At 62.2% G+C, this 12,595-nt stretch carries 16 protein-coding genes; 8 read left to right on the top strand and 8 right to left on the bottom strand.

What is annotated here, in order from left to right:
• Nucleotides 1-6 precede the first annotated feature (6 nt).
• Together K3179_RS05300 and K3179_RS05305 are read right to left on the bottom strand one after the other, a co-directional pair.
• Nucleotides 7-1,509, bottom strand: a complete 1,503-nt coding sequence (locus K3179_RS05300) for a TolC family outer membrane protein (protein ID WP_221562791.1) — start codon at nt 1,507-1,509, stop codon at nt 7-9.
• Complete coding sequence (locus K3179_RS05305) at nt 1,510-2,109, bottom strand: protein-L-isoaspartate O-methyltransferase family protein (RefSeq protein WP_247712802.1); 600 nt, start codon at nt 2,107-2,109, stop codon at nt 1,510-1,512.
• Between the two features lie 159 nt (nt 2,110-2,268).
• Here K3179_RS05305 and K3179_RS05310 point away from each other — a divergent pair, with 159 nt between their 5' ends.
• From K3179_RS05310 to K3179_RS05320, 3 genes are all read left to right on the top strand, one after another.
• Nucleotides 2,269-3,786: a fumarate hydratase gene (locus tag K3179_RS05310; RefSeq protein WP_221563051.1), complete on the top strand. Its 1,518-nt coding sequence runs from the start codon at nt 2,269-2,271 to the stop codon at nt 3,784-3,786.
• A gap of 99 nt (nt 3,787-3,885) precedes the next feature.
• On the top strand, nt 3,886-5,115 hold the full coding sequence (locus K3179_RS05315; protein ID WP_221563053.1) for a sensor histidine kinase: 1,230 nt from the start codon (nt 3,886-3,888) through the stop codon (nt 5,113-5,115).
• Complete coding sequence (locus K3179_RS05320; RefSeq protein ID WP_221562792.1) at nt 5,105-5,842, top strand: LytR/AlgR family response regulator transcription factor; 738 nt, start codon at nt 5,105-5,107, stop codon at nt 5,840-5,842. Before K3179_RS05315 ends, K3179_RS05320 begins: the two co-directional genes overlap by 11 nt.
• 90 nt (nt 5,843-5,932) lie before the next feature.
• Here K3179_RS05320 and K3179_RS05325 read toward each other — a convergent pair whose 3' ends face one another.
• Nucleotides 5,933-6,238 carry a UrcA family protein gene (locus K3179_RS05325; protein ID WP_221562793.1) on the bottom strand — a complete coding sequence of 102 codons (306 nt, stop codon included), beginning with the start codon at nt 6,236-6,238 and terminating at the stop codon, nt 5,933-5,935.
• Nucleotides 6,239-6,442: 204 nt separating this feature from the next.
• Here K3179_RS05325 and K3179_RS05330 point away from each other — a divergent pair, with 204 nt between their 5' ends.
• The 4 genes from K3179_RS05330 to K3179_RS05345 all read left to right on the top strand — a co-directional run bounded on the left by K3179_RS05330 (nt 6,443) and on the right by K3179_RS05345 (nt 8,718).
• Complete coding sequence (locus K3179_RS05330) at nt 6,443-6,709, top strand: hypothetical protein (RefSeq protein ID WP_221562794.1); 267 nt, start codon at nt 6,443-6,445, stop codon at nt 6,707-6,709.
• Between the two features lie 38 nt (nt 6,710-6,747).
• Nucleotides 6,748-7,605, top strand: a complete 858-nt coding sequence (locus tag K3179_RS05335) for an acylglycerol kinase family protein (protein ID WP_221562795.1) — start codon at nt 6,748-6,750, stop codon at nt 7,603-7,605.
• Nucleotides 7,595-8,455 (top strand): metallophosphoesterase family protein, encoded by an 861-nt coding sequence (locus tag K3179_RS05340; protein ID WP_221562796.1) that lies wholly within the window; start codon nt 7,595-7,597, stop codon nt 8,453-8,455. Before K3179_RS05335 ends, K3179_RS05340 begins: the two co-directional genes overlap by 11 nt.
• 65 nt (nt 8,456-8,520) lie before the next feature.
• Nucleotides 8,521-8,718, top strand: coding sequence for a hypothetical protein (locus K3179_RS05345; protein WP_090478394.1), 198 nt, complete (start codon nt 8,521-8,523; stop codon nt 8,716-8,718).
• Between the two features lie 107 nt (nt 8,719-8,825).
• Here K3179_RS05345 and rpsI read toward each other — a convergent pair whose 3' ends face one another.
• The 5 genes from rpsI to K3179_RS05370 form a co-directional block, all read right to left on the bottom strand.
• The gene (gene rpsI / locus K3179_RS05350) at nt 8,826-9,350 is read right to left on the bottom strand and encodes a 30S ribosomal protein S9 (RefSeq protein WP_090477020.1); all 525 of its coding nucleotides are present in this window, start codon (nt 9,348-9,350) and stop codon (nt 8,826-8,828) included.
• Nucleotides 9,350-9,829 (bottom strand): 50S ribosomal protein L13, encoded by a 480-nt coding sequence (gene rplM, locus K3179_RS05355; RefSeq protein WP_090477018.1) that lies wholly within the window; start codon nt 9,827-9,829, stop codon nt 9,350-9,352. Before rplM ends, rpsI begins: the two co-directional genes overlap by 1 nt.
• Before the next feature lie 168 nt (nt 9,830-9,997).
• On the bottom strand, nt 9,998-10,714 hold the full coding sequence (locus K3179_RS05360; protein ID WP_221562797.1) for a hypothetical protein: 717 nt from the start codon (nt 10,712-10,714) through the stop codon (nt 9,998-10,000).
• The gene (cutA, locus tag K3179_RS05365; protein WP_345722124.1) at nt 10,707-11,027 is read right to left on the bottom strand and encodes a divalent-cation tolerance protein CutA; all 321 of its coding nucleotides are present in this window, start codon (nt 11,025-11,027) and stop codon (nt 10,707-10,709) included. Before cutA ends, K3179_RS05360 begins: the two co-directional genes overlap by 8 nt.
• The gene (locus K3179_RS05370) at nt 11,024-12,049 is read right to left on the bottom strand and encodes a COX15/CtaA family protein (protein ID WP_221562799.1); all 1,026 of its coding nucleotides are present in this window, start codon (nt 12,047-12,049) and stop codon (nt 11,024-11,026) included. Before K3179_RS05370 ends, cutA begins: the two co-directional genes overlap by 4 nt.
• Nucleotides 12,050-12,190: 141 nt before the next feature.
• Here K3179_RS05370 and K3179_RS05375 point away from each other — a divergent pair, with 141 nt between their 5' ends.
• Nucleotides 12,191-12,595, top strand: a complete 405-nt coding sequence (locus K3179_RS05375) for a MerC domain-containing protein (RefSeq protein ID WP_221562800.1) — start codon at nt 12,191-12,193, stop codon at nt 12,593-12,595.

A 12,595-nucleotide genomic window follows, 5' to 3' on the forward strand; every position in this document is an offset into this window, starting at 1 on the left:
ACCAGCCTAGTCGGCCGAGTCAGCAGTTTCGGGGATTTCTGCAGTTGCAGCAGGCACATCCACCGTCCGCGGCGACTGTGCCACCGGGTCGGGGTCCCTTGCCCAGTCGAAGATATTGCCGCGCACGCGGTCGTAATTGACGACCGGATCGTAGAGCACACCTTCGTCCGCGAGGCCGAGATCGCGCGCTTCGGCGCGGCCCATGGCGGCAAGTAGGCTGAAGCCCGCGACATAGGCATTGCGGCGCGCGGTCACGAGCTGGACGCGGCTTTGCAGCAATTCCTGTTCGGCATTGAGCACGTCGAGGATCGTGCGGTTGCCGATCGAGTTTTCCGCACGTACGCCTTCGAGGCTCAGTTCGGCGGCGGAAACTGCCGATTGCGAGCTTTCGATGATGGCGAGGCTGGCCTGCCAGCTTGACCACGAAGCCCTGACCTGCGCGATGACATCTCGCTCTGCGGCGATGACGTTCTCGAGCGCTGCGGAAGCGCGGGCCTGTGCCTGGCGCTGGAGAGCTGCCGTCCGGCCACCCTGGAAAATCGGAAGCCGCAGCGAAACGCCCATCGAAGCGCCCGATGCGGTCTGGTCGCTCGGGACGATCGGGCTGTCGGGATCGGTGGGATCGAGGCGCCCGTCGGCCACGCTGCCGAGGAAGTTCTGGTAATCGTAACCGGCAAAGACCGAAACGCGCGGGAGGCGGCCCGAGCCGGCGACGTCGATATCGTAGCCCGCAGCTGCCGCACGCTCGCGCGCGGCGATGAGGTCCGGATTGTATTCGAGAGCGATCTCGACCGCCGTTGCCACATCCTCCGGAAATCCCGGCAGCGGGGGAGGGGGCGCCAGATCGGTCGGAGCATCGCCTACAAGAGCGATATAGGTTTCGCGCGCCGCAATGAGATTGGCCTGCGCGCTGCGCAAGTCGCCCTGGGCGACGGCAAGGCGTGCCTCGGACTGGGCGACGTCGGTGCGAGTGAGATCGCCGATTTCGAAGCGATCGCTCGTGGCATCCACATTGACCGACAGAACATCGACCTGGTTCGACGACAGGGCGACCAGGGCCTGTCCGCGCAGCACATCCATATAGGCGGCCACGACCTGGCTGAAGATCGCGCTTTCCGTGGCGCGCAGATCGGCGCGTCCGGCCTCGACGCGTTGTTCCGCAGAACGGACCGCATTCTTGACCGCGCCGCCCGAGTAGATCGGAACACCCAGATCGACCCCGGCATTAAGCGAACGGCCGGGGGCGAAGAAACTGGTCGAATTCTGCTTCAGGACTTCGGTGTAGGTCGCAGTGCCATCGACCGACGGCAGGCCCGCAGCGCGCTCCAGAGGCACTCCGGCGTCGACCGCACGCAATTGCGCGCGCGCGGCCTCGAGTGTCGGATTATTCAAATAAGCGTCGGTAAGCGCTTCCTGCAGCGTGTCGGCAAGCGCAGCACCCTGCGGAACGGCGATTGCCCCGACCGCTGCCGAAAGCGCCAGAATTTTGCGGACCCCTCCCGAAATCATTCAGAAACTCCAGCTTTCCGGTTTATCGAATGCACCGAGGCGCGGAACGCCCATTTCGGCGAGCGGCAGAAGCGCCAGCGCCTTGCCCGACTTGCGGCCCGTGGCGAGGCGGGTGACGCCGCGCTCGACCAGGCCGGTGACGATCCGCCCTTCCTCGGCCACCAACTTGGCTACATTGGCGGGAATGTGTTCTACTGCACCGTCGATCAGGACGAGCGTGTAATCGCCCTTTTTCTTCGTTGCCGCAGCCTTGTCCGCACTCAACACCTCGACCGAAGCAACGAGGGGTTCGACCAGGGCGGGCAAATATCCGCTGCCGCCGTCGATCACGAGTACACGGTCCTCGCTCGACGGGCGCGCTTCGGCCAGCATCGCACCGTGAAACAGCGGTGCAGGCAGGAAGCCGCCATCGGCAAGACGAATGGCGCGGTCCATGTAGGCCGTGCCCTTCGCGTTTTCGGGGACGAAATCCTCGCGCGGGACGGTGCTCATGCGTTCGAGGACGAAAGCTTCGTTGACGCCGCTGGTGCGCAACTGGCTGTCGATCATCGCCTTGCGGGCGACGGAATATTCGGGGCGAGTGGTCGTTGTCGTGTTCATGGCTATCCGCGAGCTGTATTACAATAATAACACGCTTATGCAAGCTCCCGTTGCCTTAGGCGCAAGACCCGTTGCTTCCAAGCGCTTTGACCGATGGCCTCAAACGCGCCTATCGGGGAGCGCAAATCTGCAACATGGGAACGCGCGGCGATGAGCGACATGACGACCATCAAGGAACAGGACCTGATCGAGAGCGTCGCCGACGCTCTGCAATACATCTCCTATTATCATCCGATGGATTACATCCGCGCGCTGGGAGAAGCCTACGAGGCGGAGAAGGGGCCTGCGGCCAAGGACGCTATCGCGCAAATCCTGACGAACAGCCGCATGTGCGCGGAAGGTCATCGTCCGATCTGCCAGGATACAGGCATCGTCAATGTCTTCGTGAAGTGGGGCATGAATTGCCGCCTCGATTCGAAACGCTCCCTCCAGGAAGTCGTCGATGAGGGCGTGCGCCAGGCCTACAACCATCCCGACAACAAGCTGCGCGCCTCGATCCTGGCCGACCCCGCCTTCACCCGCCGCAACACGCGCGACAACACGCCCAGCGTCCTTTCGGTAGAGATGGTCCCCGGCGACACGGTCGAGATCGACGTGGCAGCGAAGGGCGGCGGCAGCGAGAACAAATCGAAGTTCAAGATGATGAACCCGTCCGACAACATCGTCGACTGGGTGGTCGAGCAGCTACCCTCCATGGGTGCCGGCTGGTGCCCTCCGGGCATGCTCGGCATCGGGATCGGGGGCACGGCCGAACACTGCATGAAGCTGGCCAAGCTTTCGTTGATGGACCCGATCGACATGGGGCAGCTCAAGCAGCGCGGTGCGCAGACGGATCTCGAACAGCTGCGGATCGATATCTTTGATGCGGTCAATGCGCAGGGCATCGGCGCGCAGGGGCTGGGTGGCCTGTCGACCGTGCTCGATGTGAAGATCATGGATGCGCCCTGTCATGCTGCGGGCAAGCCCGTGGCGATGATTCCCAATTGCGCTGCAACGCGCCACGCTCACTTTACCCTCGACGGATCGGGCCCCGCCTATCTCGACCCGCCTAACATCGACGAATATCCGCAGGTCACGTGGAAGCCGGATTCAGCCGCGCGGCGCGTAGACCTCAATTCGCTGACGCAGGAAGAGGTCGCCAGCTGGAAACATGGCGACCGCCTGCTCCTTTCCGGCAAGATGCTGACGGGTCGCGACGCTGCGCACAAGCGCATCAAGGACATGCTGGAGGCCGGTGAAGAGCTCCCCGTCGAATTCAGGGGCAGGGCCATCTATTATGTCGGCCCCGTCGATCCGGTTATGGGCGAGGTCGTCGGTCCCGCAGGGCCGACCACGGCGACCCGCATGGACAAATTCACCGAGATGATGCTCGACCTCGGCCTTCTCGCCATGATCGGCAAGGCAGAGCGCGGCCACGACGCGGTCGAGGTCATCAGCAGGTTCAAGGTGGCCTACCTCATGGCCACGGGCGGGGCCGCCTACCTGGTCAGCCGCGCGATCAAGGGTGCCGAGGTCGTCGCTTTCGAGGATCTGGGCATGGAGGCAATCTACGAATTCGAAGTGCAGGATATGCCTGTCACCGTTGCCGTGGATAGCGAAGGCAAGAACGTCCACACACTCGCCCCTGCCGAATGGCGTCGGCGGATTGCGGAAAACGATCTCGAACCCGCCGAATAGCGCCCATCATCGACCAACGGCATGAGCCGTTCGACCGCCGGACTTCCCTTGCGCGAGGCAGACGGGCACATAGAGCCTGTTTTGAACGCTGAACGCCAGATGAATTCGGAAGTCGCCAACGTACCCGTCCGGACGATCCTCGTCTCGATCGCGGGGCTTTGGCTCGCCTATTTCCTTCTGATCACGGCTCGTGGTGCCGTGGTCGGGCTCGAGATGCAGGACGCGCTGCTCTGGCGGCGTTTCATGGTCTGTGTCGCCGGGGCCGGGGTAACCGTCCTTCTGTGGCTCTGCATCCGGCTATTCATGCGGTATTCGCTGGCGGTGAAGATGTGGGTTGCCATTGTCCTGGCGGCACCCGCCTCGCTCCTCATCGCGCAAATCAACACAATGGTTTTTTCGCCGATCGAGGACCAGGTGCGGCAGGAAATAGGGGCCAAGCGGGGCCTCAACATCCGCCGCGACGAATCCGGCAACCTCCTCCTCGACGTACCGGCACCCATTCCGGATAGCGGCGCGGCAGGTGGCAGCCCGGACGATGCCGACAGCCAGCCGGTGACCGCTTCCATCGTCATCGAACCCGCACCGACCGCCGCGGACACCTGGAGGCGACTGACGGATCTGGCCCTGAGCCGGTATTTCCTGCTGCTCGCATGGGCGGCGCTTTACCTCGCGATGTTTGCGGGGGTTCAGGCGAGAGCGGCCGAGCGGCGCGGGGAGCGTTTCAGGAGCGCAGCGAAAGCCGCAGAATTGCGCAGCCTGCGCTACCAGGTAAATCCGCACTTCCTGTTCAACACGCTCAATTCTCTCTCGGCTCTGGTAATGACCGGAAAAGAGGACCGGGCGGAGCAGATGATCCAGTCCATCTCGCGGTTCTACCGCCATTCGCTTGCCGATGATTCGACCGGCGACGTGACGCTCGAAGACGAGATCGATCTGCAGGAGCACTATCTCGAAATCGAATCCGTCCGGTTCCCCGACCGCCTGAAAGTCGACATCGACCTTCCCCGCGAGCTGTCGCAGTTCAAGGTTCCGGGCATGATCCTCCAGCCGCTGGTAGAGAACTCCGTCAAATACGGCGTTTCCGCTAGTAACAAGCCCGTCACCATTCGAATCGTGGCGCGCGAGGAATACGGACGCCTCGTCTTGCGGGTGAGCGATAACGGTCCGGGCATGCCGGCCGGTCACAAGGGCGGCTTCGGTATCGGTCTTGCCAATGTGCGCGACCGCATCGAGGCGCGATTCGGACATGAGGCCTCGATCAGTTCGGGCGCATCGCTCGACGGCTACGAAACAGAACTTCGACTACCGATGGTGAAACATGGCGGATGATAACGGCGAGAAACTCAAGACGCTGATCGTCGACGACGAACCACTCGCGGTGGAGCGCATGCAGGTGATCTGCGCCAAGATGGACGCCCTGTCGGTCGTCGGCACTGCGAGCGACGGCGCTCAGGCGCTCAGGCTGATCGAAGCGCTCGGACCGGATCTCATCCTGCTGGACATGACCATGCCCGAAGTCGACGGCCTGTCGGTCGCGCGCGAGCTTGCCGGCCAGGATGAACGGCCGGCGGTCGTGTTCGTGACCGCGCATGACAATTATGCGGTGGAAGCTTTCGATCTCGACGCCGTCGATTACGTCCTGAAGCCGGTAAAGCCGGAACGCCTCGAGCGCGCAATCCAGCGCGCCCTTTCGCGCCGCAGCGATACCGAGCGCAGCGAAAGCAAGTGGCTGGAAGAGCTGTGGATCCCGCATCGCAGCGAGTTGATCAGGATAGAGACCGACGAAGTCAGCCGGATCGACGCCGAGCGCGACTATGTCCGCCTGCACGTTGGCGACCGGTCCTACCTGCTGCTGCAGACGATCGCCGGCCTCGAAAAGCGGCTGGATCCGGCAAAGTTCATCCGCATCCATCGCTCCACCATCCTCAAAAAGGAACACATCAAGGGCCTGCGCCATGATGGACTTGGCGTTTGGTCGGTCGAGATGGACGACGGGGAAGCGCTGCGCATCGGCAGGACCTATCTGCCCAAGGTGAAGGCGATGGCGGGGCGCTGAGCAGTGGCAGTCTCTCCCGGGAAAAGGGAGGACCCCGACCGGGGGACTGCATTCCGATCGGGGTCCAGAGGATTAGACGGACTGGGGGTATCAGCCGCCTTTTGCTTGCCGTTCTACGACGGCAGCAAACTGGGCATCGATCATTTCCTTGGTTTCATCGTAGCAGCGCTGCGCATCCCGGTTGCGGATGCGTGAACCGAGGCTCGATTCGTCGAGGCCGCAAACCTTCCGTGCTGCCGCTTCGACACGATATTCGAGGCGTTCCAGGCCTTCCGGCGAGGACAGGTTGAGGTCGCGATATTCGATCGCGATCGATTCTTCCTGTGCCTTGGCTGCCGACGCGGCGCCGGGCACTGCAAGAGCGAGGGCGGTGAGCATAATCAGGGGGGTTTTCATAACATCTCTCCAGTTGGCAGCAGGCCCCGGGTGTCTAGGGGGACTGTTGGGGTAGGGCCTGCTGCTGCACACCGTATTACTCAGCTACAACTGTAGTCGCACGGCCGTATCGACCGGCGGCGAGAGCCATTGGACGATATGCGTTCGAATGCCGACGAAGGGCGATTGGCAATCTGCGAACGACGAGCCTATTCTTTCGCCACTATGCTTCTGGTTGTTCTTTTTGTTCTCGGGATCGCCAACTTCGCTGTGCACCGGGCCGTCCTCGACAGTGGACACCCCATGCTGGACGCGCTTCCCGGCTTCTATCGCGCTGCTGGCGGCCGCATGTCGCTCGGCTTCGAGTTCCTGGTGCTGCTTACCGCCATGCTGCTGGCAGGGAACGGCTGGCCCGGCGCGGTGACCGCATACTGCGTCTACAGCCTGCTCAACCTCGGGACTGCGTGGCTCGTGCTTTCCGGCAAGCTATAGGAGAGGGAACCGCTGGGTATCTGGCGCGCTGAACTCCCATGGCGACTGAAGAAACCATCTGGCTCTTGTGCAACGCCGAAAGCGGGAGCAACAGCGATGCAGCGCTCCAGACGCTCGAGACATACTGCTGCGACCATGGTTTCAACATCTCGCGGCGGATTTGCTTTCCCGATGAAGCGCTCCCGACAGCGAGCGAGCTTGAGGAAGCAGGCATTAATCGTCTCGCGATTTTCACCGGGGACGGGACGCTGAACGCAGCGATTACCAATCTCTATGGATGGTCCGGATCGATCCTGGTTCTGCCGGGCGGCACGATGAACCTTCTTAGCAAGCGGCTGCACGGCGACGACGCCGATCTCGAGACCATCGTGAGCCGAATAGCCACGGGCGCCTTTCGCACGGTTAGACCCAATGTCGCACGCTGCGAAGCGGGAGATGCGCTTGCAGGATTGCTTGTAGGGCCGGCGACCGCGTGGGGCGACGTGCGCGAAGCCATGCGAGACGTGGATGTCGCCGCGGTTTCGGAAGAGGCGAACGATGCGGTCGCCCAGACCGCGGGAGGCGACAAGATCCACTGCTTGCGGCCTGAATTAGGCCGAAAAGAGGGCTATCCCCTCGTCGAAATCACGCCTTCCCATCGCGGGATGCAGCTGGACGGCTATTACGCCGACACGACGACCGATTACCTGCGCCACGGCTTTTCGCTGTTGCGCCGCAGGTTTCGCGAAGGTCCGCATGAGCGGCTGGGCCTGGTCGATGAAATGGTTTTCGAAAGCGAGCAGAAGCGCGATATTCCCGTCCTCGTGGACGGAGAGAAAGGCGAAGTGAGCGCCGGATCCGCATTCACGGTGGCTGAATGCGCCGTCGATCTGCTAGCGACCCACCATGGCTACTGACGCACGGCGCATCTTCCATCTTTCGGACATTCATTTCGGGCTCGAGAACAATCGCGCACTCGACTGGGTGAAGCAGGAAATTTCCGAGAAACGTCCCGATGCCGTGGCCATTACGGGCGACTTGACCATGCGGGCGCGGCATCGTGAATTCGCGGCGGCGACAAGCTGGATCAACTCGCTGGACGCACCGGTGACTGTCGAAGTCGGCAACCACGACATGCCCTATTTCAACCCGATCGAACGCTTCTTCGATCCTTATCGCCGCTTTCGCGGCATGAGCGAGAAGGTCGAACGCGAAATCGACCTGGGCTGTCTTGCCATCATACCCCTAAAGACAGCGGTTCGCGCACAGCCGCGCCTTAACTGGTCCAAGGGATGGGTCACCGATGCCGCGCTCGAAAAATGCCTTCGGATGATCGACAAGCTGCCAGCGGGCGAGCAGGCTCTTGTCACAGTCCATCACCCGCTTCGCGAGGTCGGCACGCAAGGGACTGCGCTGACCAAGAATGGCGACAAGGCCTTGCGCGAACTGGCCAAGCGGCCGGTTGCAGCCGTCCTGTCGGGCCATGTGCATGATGCCTTCGACATTCTCGAAGACACTGTAGAGGGCTCGGTCCGGATGATCGGTGCCGGTACGCTGTCGAAGAGGACGCGGTCGACACCGCCCAGTTTCAACGAGATTGCCTGGGACGGCGAGCGGCTCTCTGTCACAGTACGCAATCTGGAGGACGTCCAGACCGGCGACATGCAGATCGACGATGTCCCTGAAAATGCACTGCCTCCCCGCGGCCCGGGAGAACCGGTGGCGCCCGTCCGGCAAATCCCTCGCGTAGACCCACCGGTTCACTGATCGTTCGACTAAGCAGTTTTTAACCAGTTTCTGCGATGTCGGTTTTCTACAAAGGGAAACTGGCGATGGAATTTGTCAAAGCTGTGCCCCTTGGGGGCATCCTGACCTTCGTGGTCGCACTGATCATCGGATCGCAGGGGTCGCGCGGCGGCTTCCTGTCGATCTTTCGTGCCGACATGATGCAGTACGAGTTCTGGTGGAGCTGGCCGCTGTTCTTCGCGGGAACCGGCCTCGCCTGGATGATCATGATGATCCAGCGCTGACTGCCGGACGACCGGCGGCACACACATTTGGTTCAGTCCAACGGAAAAGGGCGGCCCCAACCGGAGCCGCCCTTCCTCGGTGTTCGTGAAAAACGTCGGGAAGCGAATTAACGCTTCGAGAACTGGAAGCTGCGACGTGCCTTGGCGCGGCCGTACTTCTTACGCTCGACCACGCGGCTGTCGCGGGTGAGGAAGCCGGCGGCCTTGACCGTCGACCGCAGGGCTGGCTCGTACTTGGCGAGAGCCTGCGAGATACCATGCTTCACGGCGCCTGCCTGGCCCGAGAGACCGCCACCCTTGACGGTAGCGACCACGTCGTACTGGCCCTGGCGTTCGGTGATGGCGAACGGCTGGTCGATCACGAGGCGCAGCGTCGGACGTGCGAAATACACTTCCTGGTCGCGGCCGTTGACGGTGACCTTGCCGCTGCCGGGGACGAGCCAGACGCGTGCGGTAGCGTCCTTACGACGACCGGTTGCATAAGCGCGGCCCTGTGCGTCGAGTTCCTGCTCGCGCAGGGGAACGTCGGCCTTGGCAGCGATTTCAGCCGAATCACCCTCGGGTGCGTCGCCGGCGATGTCCTTCAGATCTGCGAGATCCGAGACGGTTTCGTTCTTGGTTTCGTCAGCCATTATGCAACAGCCTTGTTCTTGCGGTTCATCGAAGCGACGTCGAGCGTCTTGGGCTTCTGGCCCTCATGCGGATGCTCGGTGCCGTTGTAGAGGTGGAGCGCCTTCATCTGCGCACGGCCGAGCGGGCCACGCGGGATCATGCGCTGCACGGCCTTTTCCAGGACGCGCTCGGGGAAACGGCCTTCCAGCACCTTGGCCGGGGTCGTTTCCTTGATGCCGCCGGGGTGGCCGGTGTGCTTGTAATAGATCTTGTCGGTCATCTTCTTGCCGGTGAACTTCACCTTATCGGCATTGATGACGATGACGTGATCGCCGCAATCGACGTGCGGAGTGTAGCTCGGCTTGTGCTTGCCGCGCAGGATGTTGGCGATGATCGCCGCAAGACGGCCGACGACGAGGTTTTCCCCGTCGATGATGTGCCAGTCCTTTTCGACCTCTGCCGGCTTGGCCGACTGGGTCACCTTGGTGAGAGCCTTCATGGCTTGATGTCCGTTTTCTCGAGTTCAACGTGCCGTAAGCCGACACGAAATCACATCGCAAGCCTTGAATCAGACCTGCTGAGCGCGCGCCAAATGGCGTTTGAACCTCGATTCGTCAAGCATTTCTGCGCGTCTTGGAGGAGGTAAAATAATACGCATGGGAAATGATCAGAGGATTTCCCATACCTCGCTGGACAGGCGTGCACTGTCGCCGACCCTGGTGGTTACGCTTCGTTCGAAACTGCGCAGAAGGCCGGTCTCGTCATGTACTTCCGCACCAATCATCACTTCGTAAGAGCCGGTCATACCGTCAGCCAGTTCGACCGGCCGCGCCTCGACCTTTCTCCCGGGCGTGGGAAAGAGGAGATCGCGGGGAATCTGGCTGACCAGCTCTGCCGCCATCCTGCCGACGCTCACGACGAATTCGCTCGTCGTCTGCTTGTCACCCGCCTTGCCGACCGATTTGTCGAACATGTCGATCGCTCGCCTGACAGCTTCGTCCACTCCCGAACCTGTCTCATGCGACCACTCCACGATCAGGCCAGTCCGATCCAGTTCGAGAGGCAGGAAGCCGCTCGCATTCCGGGCTTCCTCGATCGCGGCCATCGCCTTCAGAGCCGGCGGCGCTGCGACCTCGACAGCAACCTGGCGACCATGCATCCGCGCACCCGCGCCCAGTTTTTCGAACTGGCAGGACCATTCGCGGATCACATCGATCGTGGCCCCGTCCTTCAGACTGCGCACAAGCGTGCGCCTCAACCGGATGGGGTCCTGCGGGAACGACACCGCCGCCCTCGTCGCGGCGATTGCTCTCGTGCCGGTCAGCGGCACCAGCGCCAATGCAACCATGGCGCGAAGAAGGCTGCGCCTGTCATTGTTATTCATCCGGCCCGCTCCCCAATTGCCTAAGCCAGTCGGTCGTGGCCGATCCGCCGACGCAGGGCCATCCGAGTATCGCCGGACTGTCGTAGGGGTGCAAGTCCTCCAGCCGCGCGATTGCTCGGTCCAGAAGAATGGCGTCGGTCTTGATCAGCGCGGGAATTTCTTTCTCTTCACCCCGCTCACCGGCCCAGCTGAAAAGGGATTGGATCGCAGGGCCAATATTGATGCAGCCGATCAATTCCTCATCAAGGAGGACGCGGCCGGCTTCGCGCGCACCCTCCTCGTCGGGAAAGGGGCAGTAGATGAGTGCGGTCACACCCTGCGCCCGAGAAGATGTGCGGCCCATACGAAGGCTGCGACCAGCAGTGCGCCGACCACCTGGTGCGAAACCGCGATCCAGAGCGAGACCCCCGTCATCACGGTGGCGATGCCGAGCAGGATTTGCGTGCCGAACGCCGAATGGATCGCGACAGAAGCCTTGCGTTCAAGCGGCCGGACCTTGCGCGCCAGCACGATCAATGCCGCCACGGCCACCCAAGCCCACCAACGGTGCATCCAGTGGATCAGATAGGGATCGTGGGTCATCGCATAGAACAAGCCACGCGAATTATCGTATTCCGGGATAAAGCGTCCCTGCATCAGCGGCCAGGTGTCGCTGGCGAGCCCGGCATTGAGTCCGGCAACCCATGCGGCGAGGAGCAGCTGGATGAACAGCACTGCGCCGACCCAGCTCGCCGTCGCGGTCCAGTGAGCCATGCGCTTGTTACCGCGCGCGAATTGCCTGAGATCGAGCGCAACCCAGACCAGCGCGCCGAGAGTCAGCATGGCGGTGAGGAAATGCAGCGACAGCATGAAGTGGCTGACGTCGGTCATCGTCTCGTTGAGACCGCTCTTCACCATGAACCAGCCGAAGACGCCCTGCAGGCCGCCAAGCGCGAGGAGTGCGACCAGGCGAAGCTTGTAGCCTTGCGGGATCGCCTTGCGGACCCAGAACCAGGCGAGTGGCAGAGCGAAGGCAAGGCCGATCAAGCGGCCCCAGAGCCGGTGGAACCATTCCCAGAAATAGATGAACTTGAAGGCGGCCAGGTCCATCCCCGCTGGCCCGGTGACATTCTTGTATTCGCCGGTCGCCTTGTAGAGGTCGAACTCCGCCTGCCATGACGCCTCGCTCAATGGCGGGATCGCGCCCGTTATCGGCTTCCATTCGGTAATCGACAGGCCGCTTTCGGTGAGGCGCGTAATGCCTCCCACGGCAACCATCACGATAACCATGGCGGCGACGAAAAAGAGCCAGTTTGCAAGGGCAATCGGGCGAAGTTGCGCAGGATTGGAAATCATGACGCGCCTGTTTGCCGCCGCAGCGCCGTAGCGCAAGTGAGAATCGCTCAACCGAAGGTACGCCTCCTGCAAGTCCGGAAAAAGAAAGGTTTTAACGCGAGACCCTTGTATCACGTGATACTATCACATATCTCGCATGACATGTTGCAACGCGCCATTTCTCCGATTCGTCGGCGTCTCGACCGTGTCGGGATCGGCCTGTCGGGCCTGTGCGCGCTTCATTGTTTGCTTTCGATCGTTCTCGTTTCCGGCCTCGGCATCGGCGGGGAATTTTTCCTCGCGCCCGAACTGCACCGCTGGGGGCTGGTTGTCGCAACGCTGATTGCAGCGGTCGCGATCGGATGGGGCGCACTGCGCCACCGGATGGCTGCGCCTTTCGTTATCGCCATGACCGGATTGACCTTCATGGGCGGTGCGCTGGCCGTGCCGCACGGGTTCAAGGAAGCCGTCCTGACAATCATCGGGGTCGCGCTGGTCTCGCTCGGTCACGTGTTGAATATGCGTCACTGCCACTCCGCCGCTTGCAAGGAGCGCTGCGGAGACTAA

Origin of the sequence: Qipengyuania intermedia (assembly GCF_019711615.1) — a bacterium.
Classification (GTDB): Bacteria; Pseudomonadota; Alphaproteobacteria; order Sphingomonadales; family Sphingomonadaceae; genus Qipengyuania; species Qipengyuania intermedia.